44 protein-coding genes and 2 tRNA genes are annotated in these 26,390 nt (G+C 31.1%); 42 read left to right on the top strand and 4 right to left on the bottom strand.

Annotation, left to right across the window (positions count from 1 at the left end; translation table 11 throughout):
- From DWZ53_RS09010 to DWZ53_RS08840, 38 genes are all read left to right on the top strand, one after another.
- The gene (locus tag DWZ53_RS09010; protein WP_118433674.1) at nucleotides 1-345 is read left to right on the top strand and encodes a hypothetical protein; all 345 of its coding nucleotides are present in this window, start codon (nucleotides 1-3) and stop codon (nucleotides 343-345) included.
- On the top strand, nucleotides 338-565 hold the full coding sequence (locus DWZ53_RS09005; RefSeq protein WP_118433672.1) for a hypothetical protein: 228 nt from the start codon (nucleotides 338-340) through the stop codon (nucleotides 563-565). Before DWZ53_RS09010 ends, DWZ53_RS09005 begins: the two co-directional genes overlap by 8 nt.
- A 279-nt stretch (nucleotides 566-844) precedes the next feature.
- A complete protein-coding gene (locus DWZ53_RS09000; protein WP_118433670.1) occupies nucleotides 845-1,345 on the top strand; it encodes a dUTP diphosphatase in 501 nt (166 codons plus the stop codon).
- Complete coding sequence (locus DWZ53_RS08995) at nucleotides 1,335-1,664, top strand: hypothetical protein (RefSeq protein ID WP_118433668.1); 330 nt, start codon at nucleotides 1,335-1,337, stop codon at nucleotides 1,662-1,664. Before DWZ53_RS09000 ends, DWZ53_RS08995 begins: the two co-directional genes overlap by 11 nt.
- 99 nt (nucleotides 1,665-1,763) lie before the next feature.
- Nucleotides 1,764-2,261, top strand: a complete 498-nt coding sequence (locus DWZ53_RS08990; protein ID WP_118433666.1) for a hypothetical protein — start codon at nucleotides 1,764-1,766, stop codon at nucleotides 2,259-2,261.
- A gap of 176 nt (nucleotides 2,262-2,437) precedes the next feature.
- The gene (locus DWZ53_RS08985) at nucleotides 2,438-2,782 is read left to right on the top strand and encodes an HNH endonuclease signature motif containing protein (RefSeq protein ID WP_118433664.1); all 345 of its coding nucleotides are present in this window, start codon (nucleotides 2,438-2,440) and stop codon (nucleotides 2,780-2,782) included.
- Nucleotides 2,783-2,909: 127 nt separating this feature from the next.
- A complete protein-coding gene (locus tag DWZ53_RS08980; protein WP_118433662.1) occupies nucleotides 2,910-4,190 on the top strand; it encodes a phage portal protein in 1,281 nt (426 codons plus the stop codon).
- On the top strand, nucleotides 4,183-5,187 hold the full coding sequence (locus DWZ53_RS08975) for a hypothetical protein (RefSeq protein ID WP_118433660.1): 1,005 nt from the start codon (nucleotides 4,183-4,185) through the stop codon (nucleotides 5,185-5,187). The genes DWZ53_RS08980 and DWZ53_RS08975 overlap by 8 nt, the downstream gene beginning before the upstream one ends.
- On the top strand, nucleotides 5,184-5,411 hold the full coding sequence (locus tag DWZ53_RS08970; protein ID WP_118433658.1) for a hypothetical protein: 228 nt from the start codon (nucleotides 5,184-5,186) through the stop codon (nucleotides 5,409-5,411). Before DWZ53_RS08975 ends, DWZ53_RS08970 begins: the two co-directional genes overlap by 4 nt.
- Before the next feature lie 127 nt (nucleotides 5,412-5,538).
- Nucleotides 5,539-6,960 carry a terminase gene (locus DWZ53_RS08965; protein ID WP_118433656.1) on the top strand — a complete coding sequence of 474 codons (1,422 nt, stop codon included), beginning with the start codon at nucleotides 5,539-5,541 and terminating at the stop codon, nucleotides 6,958-6,960.
- 71 nt (nucleotides 6,961-7,031) lie between these two features.
- Nucleotides 7,032-7,553 (top strand): hypothetical protein, encoded by a 522-nt coding sequence (locus DWZ53_RS08960; protein ID WP_118433654.1) that lies wholly within the window; start codon nucleotides 7,032-7,034, stop codon nucleotides 7,551-7,553.
- A gap of 3 nt (nucleotides 7,554-7,556) precedes the next feature.
- Nucleotides 7,557-8,447 carry a phage major capsid protein gene (locus DWZ53_RS08955; protein ID WP_118433652.1) on the top strand — a complete coding sequence of 297 codons (891 nt, stop codon included), beginning with the start codon at nucleotides 7,557-7,559 and terminating at the stop codon, nucleotides 8,445-8,447.
- Nucleotides 8,447-8,587 (top strand): hypothetical protein, encoded by a 141-nt coding sequence (locus DWZ53_RS11120; protein ID WP_158568227.1) that lies wholly within the window; start codon nucleotides 8,447-8,449, stop codon nucleotides 8,585-8,587. The genes DWZ53_RS08955 and DWZ53_RS11120 overlap by 1 nt, the downstream gene beginning before the upstream one ends.
- Nucleotides 8,587-8,982 carry a phage Gp19/Gp15/Gp42 family protein gene (locus DWZ53_RS08950; protein ID WP_118433650.1) on the top strand — a complete coding sequence of 132 codons (396 nt, stop codon included), beginning with the start codon at nucleotides 8,587-8,589 and terminating at the stop codon, nucleotides 8,980-8,982. Before DWZ53_RS11120 ends, DWZ53_RS08950 begins: the two co-directional genes overlap by 1 nt.
- Complete coding sequence (locus DWZ53_RS08945) at nucleotides 8,969-9,307, top strand: hypothetical protein (RefSeq protein ID WP_118433648.1); 339 nt, start codon at nucleotides 8,969-8,971, stop codon at nucleotides 9,305-9,307. Before DWZ53_RS08950 ends, DWZ53_RS08945 begins: the two co-directional genes overlap by 14 nt.
- Nucleotides 9,300-9,542, top strand: coding sequence for a hypothetical protein (locus DWZ53_RS08940; RefSeq protein ID WP_118433646.1), 243 nt, complete (start codon nucleotides 9,300-9,302; stop codon nucleotides 9,540-9,542). Before DWZ53_RS08945 ends, DWZ53_RS08940 begins: the two co-directional genes overlap by 8 nt.
- A 1-nt stretch (nucleotide 9,543) precedes the next feature.
- On the top strand, nucleotides 9,544-9,882 hold the full coding sequence (locus tag DWZ53_RS08935) for a hypothetical protein (protein WP_199589178.1): 339 nt from the start codon (nucleotides 9,544-9,546) through the stop codon (nucleotides 9,880-9,882).
- A gap of 22 nt (nucleotides 9,883-9,904) precedes the next feature.
- Nucleotides 9,905-10,465, top strand: a complete 561-nt coding sequence (locus DWZ53_RS08930; RefSeq protein WP_118433644.1) for a phage tail protein — start codon at nucleotides 9,905-9,907, stop codon at nucleotides 10,463-10,465.
- A gap of 3 nt (nucleotides 10,466-10,468) precedes the next feature.
- Nucleotides 10,469-10,726, top strand: a complete 258-nt coding sequence (locus tag DWZ53_RS08925; protein ID WP_118433642.1) for a hypothetical protein — start codon at nucleotides 10,469-10,471, stop codon at nucleotides 10,724-10,726.
- A gap of 38 nt (nucleotides 10,727-10,764) precedes the next feature.
- Complete coding sequence (locus DWZ53_RS08920; RefSeq protein ID WP_199589176.1) at nucleotides 10,765-11,106, top strand: DUF5361 domain-containing protein; 342 nt, start codon at nucleotides 10,765-10,767, stop codon at nucleotides 11,104-11,106.
- Nucleotides 11,106-13,181: a hypothetical protein gene (locus DWZ53_RS08915; RefSeq protein ID WP_118433638.1), complete on the top strand. Its 2,076-nt coding sequence runs from the start codon at nucleotides 11,106-11,108 to the stop codon at nucleotides 13,179-13,181. Before DWZ53_RS08920 ends, DWZ53_RS08915 begins: the two co-directional genes overlap by 1 nt.
- Nucleotides 13,178-14,002, top strand: a complete 825-nt coding sequence (locus DWZ53_RS08910) for a hypothetical protein (protein WP_118433636.1) — start codon at nucleotides 13,178-13,180, stop codon at nucleotides 14,000-14,002. The genes DWZ53_RS08915 and DWZ53_RS08910 overlap by 4 nt, the downstream gene beginning before the upstream one ends.
- Nucleotides 13,990-14,997, top strand: a complete 1,008-nt coding sequence (locus DWZ53_RS08905; RefSeq protein ID WP_118433634.1) for a hypothetical protein — start codon at nucleotides 13,990-13,992, stop codon at nucleotides 14,995-14,997. Before DWZ53_RS08910 ends, DWZ53_RS08905 begins: the two co-directional genes overlap by 13 nt.
- Entirely contained in the window at nucleotides 14,998-15,561 is a 564-nt protein-coding gene (locus DWZ53_RS08900; RefSeq protein ID WP_118433632.1) for a hypothetical protein, read from the top strand. It begins immediately after the preceding gene.
- Nucleotides 15,562-15,579: 18 nt separating this feature from the next.
- Nucleotides 15,580-16,473 carry an Ig-like domain-containing protein gene (locus DWZ53_RS08895; protein WP_118433630.1) on the top strand — a complete coding sequence of 298 codons (894 nt, stop codon included), beginning with the start codon at nucleotides 15,580-15,582 and terminating at the stop codon, nucleotides 16,471-16,473.
- Nucleotides 16,466-16,774, top strand: coding sequence for a PF13754 domain-containing protein (locus DWZ53_RS08890; RefSeq protein ID WP_118433628.1), 309 nt, complete (start codon nucleotides 16,466-16,468; stop codon nucleotides 16,772-16,774). Before DWZ53_RS08895 ends, DWZ53_RS08890 begins: the two co-directional genes overlap by 8 nt.
- Nucleotides 16,756-17,040 carry a hypothetical protein gene (locus DWZ53_RS08885; protein WP_118433626.1) on the top strand — a complete coding sequence of 95 codons (285 nt, stop codon included), beginning with the start codon at nucleotides 16,756-16,758 and terminating at the stop codon, nucleotides 17,038-17,040. The genes DWZ53_RS08890 and DWZ53_RS08885 overlap by 19 nt, the downstream gene beginning before the upstream one ends.
- Nucleotides 17,041-17,190: 150 nt before the next feature.
- Nucleotides 17,191-17,346 carry a hypothetical protein gene (locus DWZ53_RS11115; RefSeq protein WP_158568226.1) on the top strand — a complete coding sequence of 52 codons (156 nt, stop codon included), beginning with the start codon at nucleotides 17,191-17,193 and terminating at the stop codon, nucleotides 17,344-17,346.
- Nucleotides 17,347-17,512: 166 nt separating this feature from the next.
- Complete coding sequence (locus tag DWZ53_RS08880; RefSeq protein WP_118433624.1) at nucleotides 17,513-17,872, top strand: hypothetical protein; 360 nt, start codon at nucleotides 17,513-17,515, stop codon at nucleotides 17,870-17,872.
- 25 nt (nucleotides 17,873-17,897) lie between these two features.
- Nucleotides 17,898-18,230 (top strand): hypothetical protein, encoded by a 333-nt coding sequence (locus tag DWZ53_RS08875; protein WP_118433622.1) that lies wholly within the window; start codon nucleotides 17,898-17,900, stop codon nucleotides 18,228-18,230.
- Between the two features lie 199 nt (nucleotides 18,231-18,429).
- Nucleotides 18,430-18,717: a hypothetical protein gene (locus tag DWZ53_RS08870; RefSeq protein ID WP_118433620.1), complete on the top strand. Its 288-nt coding sequence runs from the start codon at nucleotides 18,430-18,432 to the stop codon at nucleotides 18,715-18,717.
- 27 nt (nucleotides 18,718-18,744) lie between these two features.
- Nucleotides 18,745-19,080: a hypothetical protein gene (locus DWZ53_RS08865; protein WP_118433618.1), complete on the top strand. Its 336-nt coding sequence runs from the start codon at nucleotides 18,745-18,747 to the stop codon at nucleotides 19,078-19,080.
- A gap of 30 nt (nucleotides 19,081-19,110) precedes the next feature.
- Nucleotides 19,111-19,464 carry a hypothetical protein gene (locus DWZ53_RS08860; RefSeq protein WP_147358160.1) on the top strand — a complete coding sequence of 118 codons (354 nt, stop codon included), beginning with the start codon at nucleotides 19,111-19,113 and terminating at the stop codon, nucleotides 19,462-19,464.
- Nucleotides 19,465-19,532: 68 nt separating this feature from the next.
- Nucleotides 19,533-19,754, top strand: coding sequence for a holin (locus tag DWZ53_RS08855; protein ID WP_118433614.1), 222 nt, complete (start codon nucleotides 19,533-19,535; stop codon nucleotides 19,752-19,754).
- A gap of 2 nt (nucleotides 19,755-19,756) precedes the next feature.
- Nucleotides 19,757-20,116 (top strand): hypothetical protein, encoded by a 360-nt coding sequence (locus DWZ53_RS08850; RefSeq protein ID WP_118433612.1) that lies wholly within the window; start codon nucleotides 19,757-19,759, stop codon nucleotides 20,114-20,116.
- Nucleotides 20,117-20,148: 32 nt separating this feature from the next.
- On the top strand, nucleotides 20,149-20,289 hold the full coding sequence (locus DWZ53_RS11110; RefSeq protein WP_158568224.1) for a hypothetical protein: 141 nt from the start codon (nucleotides 20,149-20,151) through the stop codon (nucleotides 20,287-20,289).
- A gap of 1 nt (nucleotide 20,290) precedes the next feature.
- Nucleotides 20,291-21,508 (top strand): N-acetylmuramoyl-L-alanine amidase, encoded by a 1,218-nt coding sequence (locus tag DWZ53_RS08845; protein WP_118433610.1) that lies wholly within the window; start codon nucleotides 20,291-20,293, stop codon nucleotides 21,506-21,508.
- On the top strand, nucleotides 21,505-21,699 hold the full coding sequence (locus DWZ53_RS08840) for a hypothetical protein (protein WP_118433608.1): 195 nt from the start codon (nucleotides 21,505-21,507) through the stop codon (nucleotides 21,697-21,699). Before DWZ53_RS08845 ends, DWZ53_RS08840 begins: the two co-directional genes overlap by 4 nt.
- A 383-nt stretch (nucleotides 21,700-22,082) precedes the next feature.
- On the opposite strand, the gene DWZ53_RS08830 is transcribed toward DWZ53_RS08840, so the two are convergent.
- From DWZ53_RS08830 to DWZ53_RS08820, 3 genes are read right to left on the bottom strand one after another with little or no spacing between them, the layout of a single operon-like run.
- A complete protein-coding gene (locus DWZ53_RS08830) occupies nucleotides 22,083-22,298 on the bottom strand; it encodes a hypothetical protein (RefSeq protein WP_118433604.1) in 216 nt (71 codons plus the stop codon).
- Nucleotide 22,299: 1 nt separating this feature from the next.
- Complete coding sequence (locus DWZ53_RS08825) at nucleotides 22,300-22,533, bottom strand: hypothetical protein (protein ID WP_118433602.1); 234 nt, start codon at nucleotides 22,531-22,533, stop codon at nucleotides 22,300-22,302.
- A 14-nt stretch (nucleotides 22,534-22,547) separates the two neighbouring features.
- The gene (locus DWZ53_RS08820; protein WP_118433600.1) at nucleotides 22,548-22,742 is read right to left on the bottom strand and encodes a hypothetical protein; all 195 of its coding nucleotides are present in this window, start codon (nucleotides 22,740-22,742) and stop codon (nucleotides 22,548-22,550) included.
- A 631-nt stretch (nucleotides 22,743-23,373) separates the two neighbouring features.
- Between DWZ53_RS08820 and DWZ53_RS08815 the strand changes: the two genes are divergently transcribed.
- Nucleotides 23,374-23,464 (top strand) — tRNA-Ser (locus DWZ53_RS08815).
- A 15-nt stretch (nucleotides 23,465-23,479) separates the two neighbouring features.
- Nucleotides 23,480-23,556: transfer RNA gene (locus tag DWZ53_RS08810), tRNA-Asp, on the top strand.
- A 49-nt stretch (nucleotides 23,557-23,605) separates the two neighbouring features.
- On the opposite strand, the gene DWZ53_RS08805 is transcribed toward DWZ53_RS08810, so the two are convergent.
- Entirely contained in the window at nucleotides 23,606-24,136 is a 531-nt protein-coding gene (locus DWZ53_RS08805) for an NUDIX hydrolase (protein WP_118433598.1), read from the bottom strand.
- A 229-nt stretch (nucleotides 24,137-24,365) separates the two neighbouring features.
- On the opposite strand from DWZ53_RS08805, the gene DWZ53_RS08800 reads away from it, so the two are divergent.
- Entirely contained in the window at nucleotides 24,366-25,334 is a 969-nt protein-coding gene (locus tag DWZ53_RS08800; protein WP_118433596.1) for an RluA family pseudouridine synthase, read from the top strand.
- A 52-nt stretch (nucleotides 25,335-25,386) separates the two neighbouring features.
- On the top strand, nucleotides 25,387-26,310 hold the full coding sequence (locus DWZ53_RS08795; protein ID WP_118433594.1) for an ROK family protein: 924 nt from the start codon (nucleotides 25,387-25,389) through the stop codon (nucleotides 26,308-26,310).
- The last annotated feature ends 80 nt before the right edge of the window (nucleotides 26,311-26,390 follow it).

The following is a 26,390-nucleotide window of genomic DNA, read 5'->3' as shown; positions in this document are numbered from 1 at the left end:
ATGAATAAGCCAATAAAGGAAAACTTTGTTACAAACGCTGATTACATCGTAGCAAAAGGCGGAAAAGAAATGGCAATAGCATATGACATTGATTATCAAGAATATGCCAATGCATTAAACAAATATTGTGATCAATTAGAAAAAGAATTGGAAGAATGTAAAAGGAAACGTAAAACTAAACAAGTAGTAGCTAGAACTTTTCCAAATGGCTGGAAACCGAGAACACAATATTTAGAAGAATTTTTGAATCAAGGATATCATGTTGTAATGGCTAATCATATAAATGATAAAGACTATCAAATTATTGAATATATCCTAGAAAAGGAGATAGACGAGGATGAATAAACCTAACATAAAGAATTTTTCAAAAGAAGTAATTTTAAAGGACATGCAAGGTAAGGAAATATCTAAAATACAAGACATTGACTATGAAGCGTATAGTTTAGCGCTAGAAAAATACATTACGATATTAGATAAGGCTTTGGATAAAGCGAGTGGAATGTTGTGTGTTACTACGATTATTATCATTGTAATTCTACTAACAAGCATTGCAATAATTGTTTAAAAGAGAGGTGATTAACAATGATAATTAGGCAATACTAAAAGCCATATGTACCCAAATGGGCTAGATATGATTTTGTTATGGTATATGATTGGCTAGATAGATTTATTGGTTGGCTGCCAATTTATCAAGATTAAAACAGGTTAAAAAATAACACAAAGTTTTTTAATTAAAAAATCTCTTGAAACCATTGGTACATATAGGGTTTGGGAGATTAACTAACTTTCGTATAATAATAAGTTAAACGAACGTGATTTTTAAGAAAAAAGGAGCATGTAAATTATGAAAATTAAAGAACAATTAGAAGAAATGTTTATAATGCAAAAAGCATTGAATGAAAACATTTTAAAAGAATTTGGTCAGGATGCTATGACAGAACAAAAACTACAATTAGCAATTTTAGATGAATTAGGAGAATTAACGCATGAATTAAAAGGAGATTGGTGTTGGTGGAAGAAAACACAAGCACCTGTTGACAAACAACGTGTTTTAGAAGAGTTAGTAGATGTTTATCATTTTGTTATGACATGGGAAATGCTTTATATAAAAGAAATTAAAGATATTCTAGAATTTTACTATTATTCTTTATCCACTTTTGGTCAAAGCCATAATGGTTATCCTTATCCATTGTACATAATTATCACTAATGTAACTGCAAGTGGTAGAAAGTTAGATGCACTATTAAAATTAACATCTTTTTTAAATTTTACATTTGATGAAGTTTATCAAGAGTATTTAAAAAAGAATCAAATTAATTATGAGAGGTTAAAAAATGGATATTAAGAGTGGTAAAAAGATGAACAAATACCAAGAAGCATTAGACTTTCTTCAAGAAGAATGTAGAACAATAAAAAAAGGTGAAGCAAAACAACATATTAAAACATTGCAAGAATTAGTTGATAAAGCAACACCAATAAAGCCAATTAAGATAATAAAGCGTAAATTATTTAAAGATGGTATAGATATGACACTTGCTGAATGTCCTGAATGTAATGCAGTTTTAGTAAAACCTCAAAGTATTTGTATGAAATGTCACCAGAAAATCAAATGGGAAAAAGGAGAAAGAATAAATGAGGAACGATTAGATGATAGAATACATTAAATTATGGAATATGTGGAGAAAGAGCAGTGGAGATAAAAAGATACATAAAATTTTGAATTTTATTTGGTGTCAAAATTTAAAGAAAAGGGGGAATAGCGATTGCAGGAGTCAAAATATCAAGTATTAAAGTGGAAGCAATGGAAATTTATTAGAAAACTATTAATTGAAATTAAACATGATATAGCCAATGATAAAAAGGCAATATCATATAGTCTTGAAATGCCCGGTGGGAATCACCATGATGTGATAAAGAGATACAATAAGCTAATTGATAGTAGGGATAAATACGATCAATACATATTAGCGTATGATATCATTCTAAAAAGATTAGAAGATTCTATCGCTAATCTTTTAAACAAAGAGGAAAGAACAGTAATTATAATTTATTCTAACTATCCTGATAAAGGAGACAGTTTTAAAAGAGAAGAGGAAGCAATGAGAGCAGGGTATTCAAGGACGTCATTCTACGCAATTGCGAATCAAGCATTTAATAAACTAGATAAAGTGCTCGATATAGAGTTGAAAATCGATAATGATTTTATCAAAAATGAGGATGGAACATTGACTTTAAAGCATTCTGGACTTTTTCCGGACTAAAATGATTAAAAAACGTGGTATTATGTTATTGTGGTAATTAAGTTAAATGCCATATATTAATTGCTACATCTAATTTCATTGATTATTTAGTAACTACTAATTGATTAAATGATTTGTTCCAGGCAAAAGACGAGCATACTATATGTTCGTCTTTTATTTTAGAAAGAAGTGATGATATGGCAATTAAAAGATTAGATAGAGATGGTTCGCACAGAAAACAATTTGAGCGTAATAAAAAAAGAATCTATGCAACACAAACTGTGTGTGGTATATGTGGAAAACCTGTGGATTTTAGTATTAAATACCCACATCCAATGTCTCCATGTATAGACCACATTATACCTGTGGCCAAAGGAGGACATCCAAGTGATATAGATAATCTCCAACTGGCACATTGGACTTGTAATAGACAAAAGAGTGACAAGCTATTTGCTACAAACGGAAAGAAAGTAACAAAAATAACATCAAACAGGGTGCTACCAACAATAATTGATTGGATTAACTATCGAGCCAAAAAATAAAAATATAAATGATGGGGGCATACCTCCCTAAAAGCGCTCGCTCCTGAGCTTCCGGCGTACTGTGAATATTTTCTCACGAATCACAAGAAAATAAGTTAGAAATAAAAATAGAAAGGAATGAAAATAGATGGAATATCAAGGTATTGCTTACCTAAAAACAAAATTAGCACAAAAAAAACAAAGATGTAAAACAAGATATACTTATTATGAAATGAAGAATATCATAAATGATAATATGTCTACAATTCCACCAGAAATGAAACATTTGGTAGAATGTTTAGGATGGTCAGCAAAGGCAGTAGACAGTATGGCTGATAGAATGTCATTTAGAAAATTTGAAAACGATAACTTTAATATGATGGAAATCTACAATATGAATAATCCAGATGTCTTGTTCGATAGTGCTATTTTATCCGCTTTAATCACATCATGTTCTTTTATTTATATTTCTAAAGATAATGATAAGGAATATCCAAGATTACAAGTGATTGATGGAACTAGAGCAACAGGAATTATTGACCCTACAACTAATATGTTACAAGAGGGTTATGCTATTTTAGAGGTAGATACAAATGATAGACCAATATTAGAAGCGTATTTCACTAAGGAAGCTACAACTTTTTTTACAAAAGATGGGAAATTCCATTCTGTTATCAATAGTGCACCTTATCCATTGCTAGTTCCTATTATTCATAAACCAGATGCAAAAAGACCATTTGGACATGCTAGAATTTCAAGAGCATGTATGAAAATACAACAGTCGGCATTAAGAACACTTAAAAGGAGTGAAGTAGCATCAGAATTTTACTCATTTCCTCAAAAGTATGTTCTTGGATTGGATCCTGAAAGTGAAACAATGGACAAATGGAAAGCAACAATGTCAAGCATGCTTCGTTTAGATAAAGATGATGATGGTGATCATCCAACTGTTGGACAATTTCAGCAACAGTCAATGACACCTTATGTTGAACAATTAAAAATGTTTGCTTCATTATTTGCGGGAGAAACTGGATTGACATTAGATGATTTAGGCTTTTCAACTGAAAATCCAAGTTCAGTTGAAGCAATAAAAGCACAACATGAAAACTTAAGATTAGCAGTAAGAAAAGCACAAAAACATTTCGCTACAGGTTTTATTAATGCGGGATACTTAGCAGCTTGTTTAAGAGATAATTTTCCATATAAAAGAAATCGAATTTACTTAACAAAAGCAAAATGGGAACCTATTTTTGAACCTGATGCATCTACTTTATCATTAATTGGTGATGGCGCTATTAAAATTAATCAAGCAGTTCCTGGATATTTTGGTAAAGATAGTTTAAGAGATTTGACAGGAATTGAATATGATCAATCCATGATAGATTTTTCAAATGCAAATGAGTTAAATAAGGATGATATGAATGAATAATGATATTGCACCAGAATTATTGGAAAAAATAGAAAAACAATTTGATGAAAATATTGCTAAAAATGAAAAAATTAAAAAGATTCTTGAAAAAATAGAAAATAAAAAAGCTACATATCAAGATGTACAAGAGTATGCAGGAGAATTAGGTAAATGTTTATCTAATTCTTTTAAATTAATTGTAAGTGAGGATACGTTGCCAGATGGAAAATTCTATTATAATATTGCTCAAAGATTGATTGAACCAACTGTTAAAAAAAACTATGAATCTATTTCAAAACAATGTGAAATTGTTCAAACCAATTTAAATAAGAATGCAAATATAGGAATTAAAGCAGTTGTTCCTAAATATAATAGTGAAAGAACAGATTCAATAATTAATTATGTATCTACTAGGGATAAATATAGTGATTGTGAAAAAAGTTTTCTTGATGTTTTAGAACATAATGCTAGATTAATTGTTGATGATTCCGTTAAAGAAAATGCACAATTTCATGATTCAGTTGGATTGAATCCTAAAATTGTGCGAATAGCATCATCTGGTTGCTGCAAATGGTGTTCTAGTTTGGCTGGAACATATAACTATAGAGATGTATCTAATACAGGTAATGATGTGTTTAGACGACACGCTAATTGTCATTGTTCTGTTATTTATGATCCTATAAATGGAAGTAGAAAAGTACAAAATGTATGGGACAAAAAGATAGAGAATAAGGACGAATTAAAAAAACGAATTGAAAGAATTAATCAATCATTAATAAATGATAATAAAAAAAATTATAAGTTAAATTTGCAAATGTTTGCTAAATATAAAAGTCTCAGGTTAGATGCCCATACGAGAAGTGAATTGAATACTTGGTTAAAACACGATGAAATAGAATCAGGAACTTTAATGTTGAAAGATATAGGTGATTATAGATATTATTTTGTGTATAATGATTTTGATAATTATACATTATATAAGAAAGTAAAAATAAGAGGAAGGAACCGCTCAAAATGAGTTATGAAAATGAAAAAAAAGAATTAATAAAAATTCTAGAATCAATTAGAAATGAATCAGAATTTGTTGATGGAATCCTTGATCTATTAGAAAATGAAGAAGATTTAGATACTATGTATAAATGGATAAAAGATAGACCAAAAGTAACTGAACCAGAAGTTATAAAAATGGCATTAGATTTAAATATTCCTAGAACTGAACCTGAAAGGGTAATAAAAGATTAAAACTAATGACATATGGATATTATGATTAATCAAACCGACTTATGTCGGTTTTTATTTTGAACTAAAAGGGGTGATGTCAATTGATTGTGATATCTAATTTTGGAGAATAAAAGAGGAGGAAAGAGTTATGTCAAAACGATTTGGCAGACAAACTCCTACAACCTCATTAGTATTGCCATATACAAAAACAAAAGGAAATGAAGCGGTTGACATATATAACAAGACAGAACGTACTGCTAGGGAATGGCAGGAACTTCTTATATATGACATAATGGCAGTTGATGAAGATGATATGTGGATTCATTCAACTTTTGGATATTCAGTACCAAGACGAAATGGTAAAACAGAAGATGTCATCATGAGAATTATGTGGGGCATAACTCATGGTGAAAAAATTATATATACTGCTCACATGATTTCAACGGCTCATGCGGTATGGGAAACAATATGTTATTTATTAGATGGAGCAGGGATTAAATATGCTTCTGTAAAAGCAAAAGGACAAGAAAATATCCGCTTATATGATGAACATGGAAAGGCATATAAATTAACACATCTAGTCAATTTTCGAACACGTTCGAATACTGGCGGACTTGGTGAAGGTTATGACTTGTTAATCATTGATGAAGCTCAAGAGTATACCATTGATCAAGAGAGTGCATTAAAGTATGTTATTTCAGCAAGTAGCAATCCTCAAATTATCATGTTAGGAACACCACCGACTGCAATATCTCACGGTACAGTTTTTCAAAAATTGAGAGAAAAGGTATTAAATGGAGATACTAAGTATATTGGGTGGGCAGAATGGTCTGTGCAACATATGCAAAATCCACATGATATTGAAAATTGGTATGAGACAAATCCATCATTAGGATACGGATTAACTGAGCGTGTAATAGAGAATGAAATTACGACAGATGATGTTGATTTCAACATACAAAGATTAGGACATTGGTTGTCATATTCTCAAGCAAGTGAATTTTCAAAAACAGAATGGAGTAATTTAAAAGTTACTGCAGTACCAGATTTTAAAGAAAAATTATATGTAGGAATTAAATTTGGCAAAGATGGAAAGAATGTAGCAATGTCGATTGCTACTAAATTAGATGATGGAAAAGTTTATATAGAGTCAATTGACTGTCAATCAATAAGAAATGGTACTATGTGGATCATTTCTTTTTTAAAACAAGCAGATGTCGAAAAAGTAGTTATTGACGGTGCTAGTGGACAAAAAACATTAAGTGATGAAATTAAAGATTTTGGCATAAAGGTAAAAACAATATTACCAAAAGTGGCAGATGTTATTGTTGCAAATAGTATGTTTGAACAAGCGGTCACGTCAACTAAATTAATTTGTCACAATGATCAACCATCATTAACACAAGTAGTAACAAATTGTAAAAGAAGGGCCATTGGTACTGCTGGTGGTTTTGGATATATGGCATTATTAGAAGAGCATGAAATAGCATTGTTAGACAGTGTTGTTCTTGCTTATTGGATGTGTGCTTCCAACAAAAAGAAAAAAAGGAAGCAAAGAGTACGATATTAGATAAGGTACTAGAGGGTGCCTTTTTTAATATAAATTTTTACGTTACTAACGGTTAAATAGGAGGAAGAAAAATGGGTGAATTTAAGCCAATTACAACACAAGAGGAATTTGAAAAAAGATTAACTGAAAGATTAGAACAAAAAGAAAGAAGTGTAACAAAAAAATATGAAGGTTATACTTCTCCAGAAGATTTAGAAAAACTAAAGAAAGGTTATGAAAGTCAAATTATCACTTTAAATGGTCAATTGGAAAATGCACAAAGTGATGTTTCAAAAAAATATGAAGGTTTTCTATCACCGGAACAAGTTGAAACATTAAAAAAAGATTACGACACCAAAATTGCTAATTATGAGACCGACTCAGTTAAAACGAGAGTAGCAATTGAAATGAAATTACCTTTAGAACTTAAGGATAGATTAAGAGGTTCGACAGAAGAGGAAATTAGAGAGGATGCAAAAACGCTAGCATCATTAACAGGTATGAGTTATCAAGCACCTCATTATTTAAATGAACCAACACCAATTAAAGGTGATGAAAATGATGTTGTAAGTGATGAACATTACAAAAAATTAATACCAGATATGGAGGACTAGAAAATGGCAGAAACATTAAGCAAAGGGAAATTATTTGATCCTGAATTAGTTACAGAATTAATTAGTAAAGTTAAAGGAAAATCATCATTAGCAAATTTAAGTAAACAAAAACCAATTAAATTTAATGGTCAAAAAGAATTTATTTTCTCTATGGATGGAGAAATGGACATTGTTGCAGAAAACGGAAAGAAAACACCGGGTGGTATTAAATTAGAACCAATTACAATTGTTCCTATTAAGTTCGAGTACGGTGCTCGTGTTTCTGATGAATTCCTTTACGGTTCAGAAGAAGCAAAAATTGATATTACAAAACAATTTATTGATGGATTTGCAAAAAAAGTTGCTAGAGCATTGGATATTGCAGCTTTTCATGGTTTAAATCCAAGAACAGGAGAAGCATCAACAGTTGTTGGAGATAATAACTTTGATTCAAAAGTTACACAAACAGTAGTGTATGCAAAAGGAACACCTGATGATTGCATTGATAAAGCAATTGAAATGGTAGAAGCATCAGATAATGATGTAACAGGTATTGTTATCAACAGTGATGTAAGAAGTGATTTATCAGCAATGAGAAATACTAATGGAGAAAGAGCATATCCGGAATTTAAATTTGGTGGTAAACCATCAACATTAGGGGCTCAATCTTTAGAAATTAATAAAACAGTAGCCTGGGGTTCAAATACCAAAGATAAAGCCATCATGGGAGATTTTGAAAATATGTTTAAATGGGGTTATGCAAAAGAAATTCCATTTGAAGTTATTCCATATGGTGATCCAGACAATTCAGGAAAAGATTTAAAAGGATATAATCAAGTATATTTACGTTCAGAAGTCTATTTAGGATGGGGAATCTTTGATGCATCATCATTTGCCCGTGTGGTAACTGAGTAATGATTTATAGAAATAAAAAGACACAAGCAATCATCACCACTGATTTAATTATAAGTGGTGATGATTGGGAAGTTGTAGAAAAGCAAAAAAAGAACCCACCAAGGAAAAGACAACCTAAAAAAGAAAAGGACGATGCTTAATGAATCCTTTTGTAAGTATTGAAGATGTTAAATCACTTTTTAGAGATTTAAGTTTTTCTGAAGAAAAAAAAGCAACTGAATTGTTATGCGTTGTATCAGATTGTTTACGTTATGAAGCACATAAAAGAGGTAAAAATCTTGATAAAATGATTGAAAAAAAAGAAATATATGAAAATGTAGTGAAAAGTGTATGTGTTGATATTATTGCTAGAAATCTGTTGACTTCAACTGAAAATGAACCAATGACACAAATTTCCGAATCAGCTATGGGGTATTCGATGTCAGGTACATTTCTTGTACCAGGCGGTGGTTTATTTATAAAAAAAAGCGAACTAGCAAGGTTAGGAATAACAAGACAAAAGATAGGGGTTATTGATTTCTATGGCAATGATTAAAGGAATAGATGTTGTCTTAATTGAAAAAATTAAGACAGGATTAAATGAATTTAATGAATCAGTTTATAAAGAGCGTAAAAAGACAGTAAGTGATGTTCTAGTCACACCATCATCAACTGATGATATTGTTACTGCTCAAAATTTAACAGGGAAAAAAGCAGTATATACGCTAGCTATTCCAAAAGGTGACAATAATTATTGGGAAGATAACATTGTTCAATTTTTTAATCAAAAATGGCATGTATTAGGATTCTCAATTGAAGGTATTGAAGAAAATATTCCTTTGAACTGGAATAAGAAAGTAATGGTAGAAAGATATGAGTAAAAAATTTGAAGTAGTTCTAAACTCTGCAGGTGTTCAGGCATTATTGAAGTCGGACGAAATGATGAATATTTGTGAAAAGCACGCAAATGATACGGTAAAGGCTGCAGGTGGCAGTGGATATTCAATTTCTACTCGTGTAGGTAGAACTAGATGTAATGCTCAAATCGAAGCTAACACAATTAAATCAATTCTTGATAACAATAAAAACAACACGCTTTTAAAAAGTTTGAGATAGTGTGATTATGATAGAATTGATTATTAAAAATTACCTTCAAGAGAAGTTAGATGTACCTGTTGGATTTAAAACTAGAAATGATACAGAAGAATATATTGTATTAGGAAAAACTGGTACATCTTCAACTGATCATATAAATAGTGCTACATTTTTTATTCAATCATATTCAACAAGCAAGTTAAACGCATGTGAGTTGAATGAAAAAGTAAAAGAGGTCATGAAAGACCTCGTTCAACTAAAAGAAATCACAAAAGTCAGTTTAAATACTGATTATGATTATACAGATTTAAGTTTAAAGAAAGAACGATATCAAGCAATATTTGATATCGGTTTTTTTTAGAAAAAAACAAGGAGGAAAAATAATGGCAAATGAAAAGAATGTAAGTGCTGCAAAACCTAAAATTGGTGGAGCAATCTCTGTTGCACCAGTAGGGACAACATTGCCTACTGATGCAAAAAGTGAATTAGAAGGAGCATTTAAGTCATTAGGTTTTATTTCGGATGATGGTTTAACAAATTCTAACAGTCCAGAAACCGATAACCAAAAAGCATGGGGTGGACAGAATGTATTAAATATGATGACCTCAAAAGAGGATACATTTCAGTTTAAATTGATTGAAGCATTAAATATTGACGTTCTTAAAACTGTATATGGAGAAGAAAACGTCACAGGAGATTTATCTACCGGCATTAAAGTTGCTTCAAAAAATGAAGAGCCTGAAAACTTTTCATGGATAGTTGATATGATCCTAAAAGGAAATGTTTTAAAAAGAATTGTTGTTCCTAGCGCTTCTATTACTGAAATTGGTGACATCACATACAAAGATGATGAATCAATTGGTTACGAATGTACAATTTCAGCTGTTCCTGATCAAAATGATACAAGCCACTATGAATACATGATTAAAGGTTCGGAGGAGTAATAAATGATAAAAGGAATAACTAAAAGTGGATTTAGATTTAGAGTTGATGAAAATAAACTAGATTGGAGTGTCATGGAATTACTTTCCGAGATTGAAGAAAATCCATTAAAAATGGTACAACTGGCAAAAAAAATATTAGGAAATGTTCAATATGATGAACTTAAAAAGCATTGTAAAACCAAAAGAGGAAACATTCCTATCGATCGCATTGAAAAAGAATTAACAGAAATTCTTAATACTAAATCCACATTAAAAAACTAGTTATCCTCAATCAAATGATCATAACGGATGAATCCGCATTGATATGCGATTTAGCCGAAACATACAACATATATGATTATAAGTCGCTACCTGTTTTGATGGTTGCGACTTTTTGCATTGGATTGAGGGAGAACTCAAGAATTAAATTAAAATTAAATAATTCACCTGTTTCATTAGAAACGCTCCTATTAAGTGTAGCAGTAGATAGATTAGGACTTTTGTTATGGACAAAAAGCAAGGATGCTGAAAAAGGCAAAGGAAAGCCAAAATCATTTACTAACTCAATTTTAGGCGTTGAAAAAGAAAATGAAACTATTGCTTTTGAAAGTGCAGATGAATTTGAAAAAGCAAGATTGAGAATTATTGGAAAGGTGGCATAATGGCAACAGAATTAGGAAAAGCATTTGTACAAATAGTGCCCAGTGCTAAAGGTATTAAAGGTGCACTAGAAAATCAAATGGGACCAGAAGCGAGCGCAGCAGGTGAAAGCGCAGGTCATTCATTAGTTTCTACGATTAAAAAAGTTATTGTTGCTGCAGGAATTGGTAAAGTAGTATCCGCTTCATTTACAGAAGGTGCCGCACTTGAACAATCATTAGGTGGAATTGAAACATTATATAAAGCTAGCGCCGACAAAATGAAGGCATACGCAAAAGAAGCGTATAAGACTTCTGGTGTAAGTGCTAATACTTACATGGAAAATGTCACATCATTTTCTGCATCTTTGATATCATCATTAAAAGGTGATACTTCTAAGGCAGCAGACATTGCAAATAGAGCAATGCAAGATATGTCAGATAACTCAAACAAGTTTGGTACTAATATTCAAGATATTCAAAATGCATATCAAGGATTCGCTAAACAAAACTATACAATGCTTGATAACTTAAAACTTGGATATGGTGGTACAAAAGAAGAGATGCAGCGGCTTTTAAAAGATGCTCAGAAGTTAAGTGGTCAAAAGTATGACATTAGCAATCTAGCGGATGTATATACTGCGATTGGTGTTATTCAAGATAACTTAGACATTACAGGAACGACTGCAAAAGAAGCAGCAACTACATTTAGTGGTTCATTTGGATCAATGAAAGCTGCTGCTCAAGATTTGTTGGGAAACATTGCTATTGGTGGAGATATTCAAGGTTCAGTTAAAAACCTATTGGATACAACATCTACATTTATTTTTAAAAATGCAATTCCAATGGCTGGAAATATTACAAAAGGATTAATTAGTGCGTTAATTAGTGGGCTTCCACAAATGTACAGTGCAGGAAAAGAGATGATCAGTAACTTTATCAAAGGGTTTGCGTCCGATAACAGTTACACTGCTAATATTTCTAAAGTGATACAGCAGTTCGCTATTACTATTTCTAATGAACTGCCAAAAATATTAAAATTAGGTGGTCAATTACTACAGGCGGTTATACCTGTAGTAGGTAGTGTAATTAATGGGATCGTTACTGGCTTTTTGAATTCAATACCTTTATTGATTCAAACTGGCTATGATTTTTTAAATTCAATCATCAATGGATTTAAAAATGCAATTCCAGAAGCATTACCTCAAATATTACAGTTCGTTCAAAACATAGCGGATGAACTTGCTGCAGATGCACCTATATTAGTAAATAAAGGATTTGATTTATTAAATAATCTAGTTGATGGAATCATTTCAGCAATTCCAATTTTAATAGAATATGTACCAACGATTGTTAGTACGTTTGCTAATATCATTAATGATAATGCTCCAACAATACTTCAAAAAGGTGTTGAATTAATTTGGCATTTAATAACTGGATTAATTCAGGCAATACCAACATTGATTGCTAACATTCCACAAATAATCAATGCAATTGTTTCTACTTTGATGGCTTTCCAATGGATTAGCATAGGAAAGAACATTATATCATTCTTTAGCAATGGTATTACTGCAATGAAAGAAAATGTAGTAGGATCAGCAAAGAAAATCAAAGATGGAATTATAAAAGCGTTTAAAGATGGTTTCAACGGTGCTAAAGAAGCAGGAGAAAACCTTGTGAAAGGACTATGGAACGGTATTAAGAATGTAAAAGACTGGATTCTAGACAAGGTAAAAGGATTTGGTAAAGGAATTCTGGATGGGTTAAAAGATTTCTTTGGAATCCATTCACCATCAAGAGTTATGCGAGATGAAATTGGTAAATTCTTACCTGAAGGAATGGCAGTTGGTATTGAAGCTAATGCGGATGCAGCTTATCAAGCAATGGATAAGTTATCACAAGATACAATTAATATTGCAAAAGATGGTATTGATTTTAACGGAAATAATGTCAAAACAAATAATGATATGTACTCATTTATGGATATTATTATTAAACTGTTAAAAATGATACTAAATAAAAATGAGGATACTGTTATCAATTTGAACGATCGTGAAGTTGCAAGAGCGTTAAAAGAGTTAGGAGTTGTATTTGAATGATAGTAAGATATGTTAATTCGCAAAACAAGAGTTTTGATTTTATAGATGTTAATGTGCTCCCGGTAAGTGGATATTTTCATCAAAGAAAATTGAACGCTAGTATTGCTAATGATGCTACTATAATTGAAATAAATGATTGCACGTATACTATTACTCTTAATTTAAGAGGTTCACTAGATGAAAGAAAAAAGAAACTTGATGAAATTTGCGATATCATTGAAGTTGACTGCAATGCGAACATCCCAGGAACATTGTACTTTGGAGATTATTACATTAAATGCTATATCATTTCTAGTAATACTAGTATTGCTACAATCAACACTAGAACATCACTTGAATTAGGAATTTTTTGTCCCAAACAAGAATGGACTAAGCAAAAACAATACATTCTACCGGCTTACGCATCTAGCAAAAGCTCAAAAAAGGATATTAAAAAATATAAATATTCATATCCTTATATTTATTCAGCAAATAAAGGAACGATATCTATTGTTAATGACTCATTATCAGACAGTGATTTTATTTTGAGATTCTATGGAGAGTGTTCGAATCCGTATATCAAAGTTGGTAATATTTTATATCAAGTTAATACCACTTTAGCGGATGGAGAATATCTAGAAATTGATTCATCAAACAATACTATTACTGGTTTTGATAAATATGGAAATAAGCGTAATCTTTTCTATTATCGTGATATGCAATCACGCAGTGATTTTTTTGTTAAGATTCCAAGCGGTTTATCTGAAGCAAGTTGGAGTGGTAGTTTTAATGCTGAACTGATTGTATTTGATAAGCGAGGTGAACCAAGATGGATGCAGTAAAGTTTTTATATACTGATAGTAAATTAAAGGAACAAGGTGTATTGAAAAATGCAACTATTGATATCGAGGTTGGAAAATATAGTGTAGCAACAAATGATTTTGAATTAAAGTTAGCTATTAATTCATGGGATAGAGTCTTTAATAAAGATTCTATCTTTTATTTATTAAATACTGAATTTGGTGGAATGGTAGATTCAAAAAAAGTTGATACATCAAAAAATAGCATTACTCTAAAAGGAAAAACATTTAGAGGACTGTTAGAAAAAGAATATATTCAACCGCCAACAGGTCAAGCATATTATGTTGCAAATGGAGAAGCGAATAGTATTATTGATGATCTTATCAAAAATAGATTTGGTTCATTGTTTGTAGTTGATAACGTAGGTTTAAGCGATATCCATGTCAATTATCAAATACGTGATATTAATCTTTTAGAAGCATTGGAAAAGATGTTATTCAATGCGGATATAAAGTCTAGATTAGATATATCATTCCATGATGGTCAAGTACATTTACAGGCGATTCCAATTGTCGATATATCGGAATTATTGCAGTACGATAAGTCCTATGGAATAACAATGATTGCTCAAACACAGTCTAATCAATACAATCATATTCTTGCTCTGGGAAAAGGAGAATTGACGGAAAGATTGAGAGTTAATTTGTATTTGCAGGATGATAACAGTTGGACAACTCAAGAAAATTCAACTTATTCTAATTTTAAAAGAATTACATACAAGTATGATAATTCAAGCGAGGATGATGAAAGCAAGTTGATTGAAGGTGCGATTGAAGCGGTCGAAAAAGCAAATGGTACGTCTAATTTAGATGTCACATTTGCAAGTGACAATGCAGATCTATTTGATATTGTTGGAGCGAAAGAAGATATTACGCAACTTTCGTTTAAAGAACAAATAACCAAAAAAATATTAAAAGTAACTATTAGTGGAATTATTGCTAATTGTAGTTACACATATAAAGTAGGTGATAAATAAATGCTAGAAAATATTACATTAGATAGTTCAACAGTTACAGCCAGTTTGGATGCATATATCCATCATTGCTGTTTTGGAAGCAATGGTGTTTTTAATTTTGGTAAAAAACTAAGTTGTGACATCATTAGCAATAACCTGTTAAAAATCTATGATGGATGTTTCATCAATCAAGGTCGATTTTTTAGGATTACACCAGGATCTAGTGAAAGCATTCAAATTGAAAATGGAGTAACTGGGCAGGTTAGATATGATTTAATCGTTTCCAATTTTGAAACAAATGGAACGACTGAAAAACATGAATTAAAAGTAATTAAAGGTACTAATGGTGGTGGCGTTCCAAAACACACAACAGGTGATACTTTCAATGGTGCTACTGTAAATGAACTGCCATTATACTTGGTTAAATTAAATGGAATCAATATAGAATCCGTGACAAAGCAATTTAATCTAATCTTATCGGTTCAAGATATGTTAGATGCGTTAATTGGAATTGCCAAGGCAGGAGTATACAATGATTCCTATGACATTAAAAAACTGATGAAAAGTCTTGATATAAATCAATAAGAAAGAGAGGAAAAATAAATGGCAATAAAAACTGTGACAACAATAATTAATGGTCAAACATATACCTTGACATTAAATAGCGCAACAGGTAAGTATGAAGCAACTATTACTGCTCCATCAAAATCCTCATTTAATCAAACAGGTGGTTATTATAATGTAACAATTAAAGCCACGGATACTGCTGGAAACGTGACAACAAAAGATGCAAGTGATGCTACATTAGGGGCTTCATTACGTTTGGTTGTGAAAGAAAAAATAGCACCGGTATTATCGTTTATCAATCCAACTAATGGTGCGTATATTATTACGAATAAACCTACAATCAAATGGAAAGTAACAGATGCTGATTCAGGCGTTAAGAGTGATTCTATTTCTATCACAATCGACAGTGGTAGCAAAATTACATCAGGTATTACTAAAACTGCGATTTCAGGTGGGTATGAATGTACATACACTCCTACGACAGCATTATCTGATGGATCACACACTATTAAAATTGATGCGAGTGATAATGATGGCAATGCTGCTACACAACAAACAGTTCAATTCAAAATCGATACTGTTCCACCTACATTAACAGTCTCTAGTCCTGCAGATGGATTAATTACAAATAACAAATCATTAACAATTGCAGGTACTACTAATGATGCAACATCATCACCAGTTACTGTTAAAGTTAACGGAAATGCAGTAACAGTTAGTTCAGCGGGTGCATTTACAACAGTTGTAACATTAGTTGAGGGAAATAATACTATTACTATTGTTGCTACAGATAGTGCAGGTAAATCGTCTACTGTAACAAGAACTGTAACATTAGACACCAAAGCGCCAACAATATCTGCAGTTACATTGACACCTAATCCGGTTGATGGTGGAAAGACATTTGTAATTTCAGCAACAATCAATGATTAAAAGAGCATATGCAATATTAGACAATCAAGAAATAGAATTTATACCAAAAGGCAATAACCAATATGATATGATTGTTCCTAAAATCAATGATGGTAGATATTTTATTGAAATATATGCGGAAGATTATGCAGGAAACACATCATTTATGGCTACTGCTTTATTTGTTGTTGAAGCTAATTGTACCTGTGTTAATTTGTCTGTTATAGATGATTGTCTAATAATAAATGCGGATAGATATGTTAATTCTTATGAATTAAAAAATTATGAATTGGAGGTAGTTGAATGCAAGTGTCTCAATTAAACTTCATATCGGGTGAAATTAGAAAATTGATAATGACTGTATCTTGTGATGATGAAATCTGTAATGATTTCATCATTTCAACTGCAAAAGCAGAACTTTTAGACAAAGATAAAGCAACTGATTTAAGTATTAATATTTCTAAAGACGGAAAAGAGATAGGAATTATTATTGATACAACAGGATTGCAAGGATATTATCAATTGCTTATTACATATTCGATAAATGATGAAGTGTTAAAGAAAAGAATGGATGTGAGAATAACATGAGCAAATATCAAATAGGTGCAGTTACTTTTAAACAAACTGTCTCTACGCAAGAGAAGTTTATTATATCCGTTACAGTAATAGACTGGGATTGGGTTAAAAAGAATCTAACTTGGAACAGTCTTAAAACACGTTATAAATGGGGTGATCTTCTTGGCTAGTATTCCAGAAAAGCAAACAGTACCTAGCAATATTAGTATGTCTAATCAAGCAGACATTCAAGAAATTCAAAATGAAATTATTCAGTTGTATAAATTAGTAAATCAATTGATTGAAGCATTAAATAATGCAGTTTTTTATAAAGATTAAGGAGTAAAAAAATGAAAAAATTTAGAACACGTGGCAATGTGGTACACACACACACACACACACACTTATTACAAACTAGAGAAGATACTTTCGAGTGTCTTTTCTTTATCTCTTGTAAAGGGGGTGCAGTTGAATAACTGTGCCTTTTTAAAAAGAGGTGTAATTTATGGCTAAATTAGTAGATTCTAAAGACAATGAAATCAATAAAGATGTTGTTCTTTGGACTGGTAATACGTTTGCTGAAATGACTATTGACATCAATTATGATGTTTATAGTTTTAAAGAGTTAATTGTTATATTAAATACAAACTCATCTGCAATTATTCCTATTGTTGAAAACCAAACTGAAATAACATGTACAATCGGAAATATGGCTGGGAATTTTATTGTTTGCGGTTTTGTAAGATTAAAAATTAATTCATCCAAAAATTTATATTTACAAAACTTATATATAGCACATCAATTCAACGGGTCGCATCCCGACCAAAGCGCACAAAAATTTGTTAAAATCATTGGAAGATATTAGTCATAAATAAGTTATTCATTACTTTATGAGTAAATTTGTAAATGCAAATGGAAATGAATTAAATAAAGACGTCCTATTATGGAGTGGTAGTCATACAGGGTATAGTCATGATCTAACATTGAGTGATGATGCATTAAAGTTTAAAGAGTTAATTATATTAAGTGATAATAGTGCGGTCATAGCACCGGTAATTGATGGACAAATTCTATTTTCTGGTGTGGTAAACAACTGGACGGTAACTAACATGGCTTTTAAATATACCCAGGCAACAAAATTACTACACATTGATAATTGCAGATGGACCAATTCATCTAACAATTCTTCGACAACTGTTACTAAGGTTTATGGACGTTATTAATTAAAGACACTCAGTATTTTCTCTTTTTCATGTTTTAAATAAAAAAAGAAAGAGAGGAAAATATTATGTTAAAATTCAAAAATTCGTGGGGGGGGGTACTGTTTACTAACTATACAAAAAACAGTATCCTTTTACCTATTATCTCTAGAAAAGGGGGTGCAGTGGAATAACTGCATCTCTTTGAATAGAGGTGGTATTTATGACTAAATTTGTAAATGCCAACAATGAATCATTGTTAGAAATTAAAACAACATCAATCACAGCTAATACTAGTTCAGGTTCAACGATAGCAACCAATCTAAATAGCAATGAAGTGATGATCATCAGTTGTATTTGTGACAATTATATTGCTGTTCCATATGTGATAAATGAAAAATACTTTATTGCATTTCAAAGCTTTCAAAATTTAGGTGGTAGTATATATGCTTTTGGTGGTGTTACAAATAAAAGTCTAACAGTGACAATTAGATATGTTGACATAAAGTAGTCATAAATAAAAAGTTATTCCTATAATATGGGAAAATTGGTTGATAAAGATGGTAATGAAATTAATAAAGATACATTGCTATGGAATGGAAAATCAGTAACGTATCTACACACGGTTACATTGAGTGATGATGCTTTAAAATTCAAGTCATTAATTATTATCATTAATGATAGATCAGTAGAAGTTCCTATTATTAATGGTTCAATAAAAAATGGTGGTATTGTAGCGGATTATAGATGTATATCAGTGGATATTCAAAGCTATAATCAAGGCTCAAAGCAATTATCTTTTGTTGGTTCGTTATGGACGGATTCCAAAACAAATTCAAACACTACTTTAACTGAGATTTATGGAAGATATTAAAGGGTACTGGTGTTAGTAAATGGGCAATTTATGGCTCAATTAGTGAATTTAAGTGGAAATACATTATTAAACCTTAAGTTTTCTTTAAATGAACAAGAAACCGGTTTGCAATGGATTGATGGTAAGAAAATATATTGTAAAGGATATCAAGGGACTTTACCTCAATCACAAACTGCAATTGATAAGATTGAAAATATTGATAATCTGTTATTTTGTTTAGGAATGGCAGGATCTATTAATGGTTGGTATATCAATGTTAATCAATACTTTACTGCAGGGTATAGATGGACATGTCAAAAATATGGAAATCAATTATTATTAGGAGTTGAAGATTACTCAAAAAGTAAACCTTACCAGCTAATAGTGTTGTATACAAAAAAATAGCAATTAAAGGACGTCAGTCATTTTTTGTCCTGGATAAGACTAAAAACTATCCGGAAAGGATGATTTAAATGAAGGTAAAAAAATATGATTTCAAACAATGGCTTAAGGCAGCTGGAATTAGATCAGTTAAAACCGTTGCTCAAACTGCAGTTGCATTAATTGGTACATCTACAGTTATGAATGATGTTAACTGGGCAATGATCATTAGTGCTAGTTGTCTTTCTGGTGTTGTATCTATTCTTACTAGTATTGCAGGGCTTCCAGAATTGGAAGAAATTGAAAGTAATTAATTATGTATGATTTTTTGATAAAAACATATACAATTATACTTCCTGTTATTCTTTCTTATATCGTTTGGCTTTTGAAGGAGCAAAAGAAAAAACAAGAACAAGATGCAATAGCAAGAGATAAAAGAATAGAAAACGAAAGAAAAATGCGGGAAGCCAATTCAAAAGGAACTATGCTATTATTGAGAGTTAAATTAATAGAATATCACGAGAAGTATATGAAGAGAGGTTCTATTCCAACATATGCATACGATAACTTCAATGAAATGTATGATGCATACCATGCGTTAGGTGGAAATGGTATGGTAACAAAAATGAAAAATGAAATAGAACTATTACACTTACAAAGCAAAGAGAGTAATTAAATACTCTCTTTTTACATTAGGAGGAAAAGAATATGGATAATGAATTTAATATCACTACTGACAAAGTAGAATTCGATGAAGAATTATATCAAACAAATTTAAAAGAAAATGATTTTACATCACGGGAAGATGATGAAGGCATAGGATCAGATGATGCAAAGGGGGAAGAATAATATGGGCCATTCTTTACAAATTACAACAATGCTAGTTCCATCTAGTAAATATGGAATTAAATGTCCATACACAATGACTCCAAGCTATATTACTAGACATGATACATATAATGATGCATCTGCTATGTCTGAAGTTTCTTATATGATTGGTAACAATAAACAAGTTTCTTTTCATGTTGCGGTTGATGATTATCGTGCAGTTCAGGGTATTCCTTATTCTAGAAATGCTTGGCATGCCGGTGATGGTAGTTCAGGAACAGGAAATAGAAAATCGATTGGTGTAGAAGTTTGTTATTCAAAATCGGGTGGAGATAGATATACTAAAGCGGATGATAATGCTTTAACAATGATTGCTATGTTGATGAAACAATTCGGTATCCCTGCTACTAAAGTACATTATCATAGACATTGGAGCGGTAAGGTTTGTCCACATAGATTAATTTCTATGGGAGTTACAGAAGCACAATATCAACAAATGGTTCAAGCTAGGTACAATGAAATGTATGGTGGAGGGGCAGTTGTAGTAAATCCTGTGCCAGTTACAGGTACATCTTATAAAGTAGGAGATACTGTAAGCATTAATGGTGTATATACATCTTCTGGTTCTGATAAAAAATTAAAACCATCTAAAACTACTGGAACAATCACAAAAATCATTTCAGGTGCTCGAAATCCTTATTTATTAAACAATGGTAATATCGGATGGGTAAATGATGTATGTATTGTTGGAGGAGGAACAACTGCAACTGCATCTACGACTAGAAAATCTGTAGCCATTATTGCTCAAGAAGTTATGGCAGGCAAATGGGGTTCAGGTGTGGACCGTAAGAATCGTTTACAAGCAGCTGGATATAACTATTCTGAAGTACAAGCAGAAGTTAATAGATTATGTGGTAAATCATCTACTAACTCATCACCAGTTAGAAAATCTGTAGCCACTATTGCTCAAGAAGTTATGGCAGGCAAATGGGGTTCAGGTGCGGACCGTAAGAATCGTTTACAAGCAGCTGGATATAACTATTCTGAAGTACAAGCAGAAGTTAATAGATTATGTGGTAAATCATCTACTAGCTCATCACCAGTTAGAAAATCCGTGACTCAAATTGCACAAGAAGTGATTGCCGGAAAATGGGGAAATGGTGCTATGCGTAAACAAAGATTACAAGCAGCTGGATATGACTATGAAGCAGTTAGAAAAGAAGTGAACAGATTATTATGATGAAAAGTAATCGTTTATTATTTATAGCCATAATCTCATTTTTATTATTCTTATCTTGTTGTATTAATTTAAATTACCAAAATGAATTAAAAAATAAAGATAATGAAATCATTCAATTAAAAAAAGAATTAATTGAAAAAGAAGATACAATTGATCGTATAAACGAGCAGGTGGGAGTATATGATAAATAAATGTAGGATTATACCAAACGCCAAAGATATTAATGAAAATGTAATAAATTCTCATGAACTGTTTGAAATTAAGGACCATAAAGGGGATTATTATGTAATTACTAATGGATATGCCAATATCGTTATTCATGAACGATATTTAACCTTAATAGAAACAAGAAAAGTCTAGATTTTAAGTCTAGACTCTTTTTTTATGAAAAAATTATGCTATAATGATATATTGTTTTGTTAACATATAATATAAATTTGCTAGAATATTTATTCATGAAATAGTGCTAAATGGTTTTTTAACTGTTTGGCGCTATTTTTTTGTAAAAGAAAAAGCACCACTGCTAGGTGCTTAATCTTAAGTAATCATTATTAATAACAATATTATTATAAATCTATATATGCCACGATTCAAGATAAGAAATCTTGTCACCTATGATTTTTCTAATATAGATAGCATTGTAATCACTAGAATAGCTTTCTTTTTCTTCTAGCAATCCATTGGCACATTTTAGTGCATCTTCATGATTATCAAAAATTGCATATTGAGTAGGTGTAGCATCGCCATCATGTGTAATTGACATTAACGCTACTTGATACAATATTTCCATGTTATTTAGCATCCATTTCAATTGTATCAAAAACTTCTTCATTGTCTAAAGCGATAGACCATTCATAATTATCATCTTTTGATATAGATAACTTACTAAAATCAAATTTATCATGATCATAAACTAATGTTTCATGAAATTTGTCAATTTCTAGATAATCGCTAATTTCATCTTCTTTGATTCCTTGACTGATAATTACTTTTTTTGCTTCTTCTCCTAAATATACTTTTTCCATTTTTATTATCTCCTTTATTTATTATTTGCTTTAACAATTGTTTCTTCCATTGCTTTTCTAATTACTTCTGATTGTGTAATTCCTAACTTCTTACAAGCTGATTTGAATTCATCAACAAATTCAGTTTTATATGCAGCTTTAACTTGCTTCATATTTTCTTTTTGCCATTTTCTCATATACTTGGCTTGATTAAATTTTTCCTTTTCCATTTAATCATTCCTTCCTTTGACATCATCATTACAGCATAGTGGTACTATGATGTAAAGTGTACAAATAAAAAAGTAATAAGGATCGATAATTAATTGCAAAGATTAAAATGGTGGTCAAAGTGGTAGTCAAAATCAAAACGACAATAAAAAAGTATTGATATAATGGGGGTTTTGGACGTTTTCATTCCTTGACTCTTAATCAGAGGGTCCACGGTTCGAGACCGTGCGGGGAGACCAATGACAAAATGGCTTAAACACTAGTGTTTACTAGATGTTTAGGCTTTTTTTATTGTATATAAATGTTTTTTGCTTGTTTAAATTTAGTTGTATTTAGACGTATTATATTGAATTATAACAAGGTCAAATCAAGGTCAAAAAAACTACTCTTGATTGAGGGGGTTAAATTGTATATTTTCTTTATTTATTTTTAACTTATTTTGAATAAAATCTATTTAAAGTGGTCATGAGTTACTTTTCTTACGCTATTTTAATTTGTATATTCGATGTGATTAACTTGGTTAGATAGTAACTAAATATAATTAGATATTTGATTTGTGTACAAAAAAAGAAAAAAATTTAAATTTGACTTGCACAAGGTAGAACGATATGTTATTATGATTAGGCAACTGATGGAGACATACTCAAGAGGCTGAAGAGGCGCCCCTGCTAAGGGTGTAGGTCGGGAAACTGGCGCGAGGGTTCAAATCCCTCTGTCTCCGCCATTTAAAATAACATATGGTCTGGTAGTTCAGCTGGTTAGAATGCCGCCCTGTCACGGCGGAGGTCGCGGGTTCGAGTCCCGTCCAGACCGCCATATGAAAACAAAACTGCTTCGGCAGTTTTTTTGTATAAAAAAAAGCATGTTAAACATGCTTTTGGATATAGGCGTACATAACGGCGATAATTGTTTTAGAGTCTTTGATTTCGTGTTTTAAAACTTTTTGATAGGCTTCGTCGATAGGAAGCATTATGACATCGATAAATTCATCTTCGTCACCATCTCGAGGGTGATCTACTTTATAAATGTCATTAGCTTCATATAAATGAATGACTTCATCACAATATCCTGGTGTGGGATAAATTTGATCAATTAAGTTCATTGTTTTGCAATTATATCCTGTTTCTTCTTCTAATTCTCTTTTCCCAGCATCATAGGGATTTTCATCTTTTTCTAATTTTCCTGCAGGAATTTCTAAAAGATCTTGTTGATAAGCGTAACGGTATTGTTTGACTAAAATGATTCGATCATCAACAATGGCTAAAATACCAACACCACCATGGTGTCTTACGATTTCCCTAGTTGCTATTTTTTTGTTAGGACATTCTACGTGGTCTTTATTTACTGTAATGATTTTTCCTTCGTATAGAGTTGTAGAATCGACTTTCTTTTCCATATTTTTCACCTCATTAAAAGTATAGTATGATTGTTATAAAATGAAAATAAAAAAGTATGCGGGGGAGCATACTTTCTTATTCACATAAGGGTGATAATAGGGGTTTATTTAAGTGAACTTGCTTCACTCAACAAATATATTATAGCATATTTGCACAAAATGTAAAGGGTTACATATAACAAATCTTGGCACTGATAAAATTCATGTTATAATATAGGTGGAGGATTTTATGAAGCAAATAGTAATTAAAAAGAATGATGCTAATCAACGCATAGATAAGTATTTAAAGAAACTATTATGTCGTGCACCTAGCAGTATGATTTATAAAATGTTTCGAAAAAAAGATATTAAAATAAATGGTAAAAGAGTAAGTGAGAATTATATTTTAAAAGAAAATGATATTTTAGATATGTTTTTATATGAAGATAAATTTTTGGAATATACACAGGAAAAAGATATTTATCATTTAAAACGCGAATTTAAAGTTTTATATGAAGATGAAAATATTCTGATTGTTAATAAGCCTGCTGGTTTATTAGTTCATGAGGATATACATGAATCTGTCAATACGCTTTCTAATCAAGTGTTAAGTTATTTGTCTGAAAAAGGTGAATTAGATTTATCGCGCGAAAATTCTTTTATGCCTGGTCCTGTTCATCGACTCGATCGTAATACAAGTGGTATTGTTATATTTGGTAAAACTATGGCAGCATTACAAGATTTAAATGAAATGATGAAAAAAAGACATCATATTGAAAAAACATATTTAACTATTTGTAAAGGATCATTAACAAAACATCAGGAACTGGTTGGATATGTAAAAAAAGTAGAAGGTGAATCAAGAGTTAGGTTTGTAAAAAAAGATACACCTGGGGCACTTGTTATGAAAACGATTATTAACCCAGTTAAAGCTAATAATCGATATAGTTTAATAGAGGTTAAGTTGGTTACAGGTAGAATGCATCAAATTAGAATTCATCTATCAAGTATTGATCATCCTATTATTGGGGATCGTAAATACGGTGATTTTAATTTGAATAAAGAAATTAAAAATAGATTTGGATTAAACCATCAATTATTACATGCTTATAAAATTAAGTTTGTTGATCCATTTGGGAGTTTGAATTATTTGAAGGATAAAGAAATAATTTGTGATGTAAGTCAAACATTTAAACAAATTGAAAAAACTTTATTTTAAGATACTTAAAAATATAGTATAATATTTTAATGAAGGGATAAGGAGGAAGACAATGAAATATTATATTGGTATTGACTTAGGGGGAACAAATGTTAGAACTCTTTTAGTTGATGAAAATGGAAAATCATATAGTGAAGTAAAAGGAGCTACAGAAAGAGAAAATGGTCCTGATTATGTTGTTTCAAAGATTGTTAGACAAATTGAAGGACTAGATTTATCAGTATGTGGAGGAATTTCTGGAGTAGAAGGTATTGGAATAGGTGTTCCAGGTCCTGTTGATGTTATTAAAGGTTCAATGATTATGGCTACTAATTTACCAGGTTTTGAAAACTATCCAATTTGTGATAAATTAGCTGATCGTTTTAATTTACCTGTATTTATTGATAATGATGCAAATGTTGCTGGACTTGCTGAAGCATTATTAGGAGCAGGTAAGAATTATCCTACATGTTATTATGTAACGATTTCAACTGGAATTGGTGGCGCTTTTATTGTTGACGGTAAACTTGTTTCAGGTGGACGTGGACATGCTGGTGAAATTGGAAATATTATTGTAAAAAATAATGGATATAAATTTGGGGGATTGAATCCAGGCGCTGTTGAAGGAGAAGCAAGTGGTACAGCTATTACCCGTAAAGGAAAAGAAATCTTAGGAGAAGAAAAAGTATCTCATGCAGGAGATGTCTTCAGACTTGCCAGTGAAGGTGATTTAAAAGCACAAGGTATTGTTGATGAATGTGTTTCTGAACTTGCTACAATGTTTGCTAATATTGCACATACAGTAGATCCTCACTGCTTTGTAGTAGGTGGCGGTGTTATGAAAGCTAAGGATTATTTCTTTGATCGTTTAGTAGAACAATTTAACTCTAAAATTCACGTTGGTATGCGTGGACACATTCCTTTGCTTGAAACTGAAATAGATGATTGTGGTGCTATTGGAGCAGCTATGTTACCAATGTCTCGTCTAGGAAAATAATATTTAATTTAATGGCTTGATTGCTATTTTATTAGGGTAATTTAAAATAACTTGTGGTTGAGATTGTTTCGGCCAATAAG

Origin of the sequence: Coprobacillus sp. AF33-1AC (genome assembly GCF_003475785.1) — a bacterium.
Lineage (GTDB): Bacteria > Bacillota_I > Bacilli_A > Erysipelotrichales > Coprobacillaceae > Faecalibacillus.
This window is presented reverse-complemented; position numbering and strand designations above follow the sequence as displayed.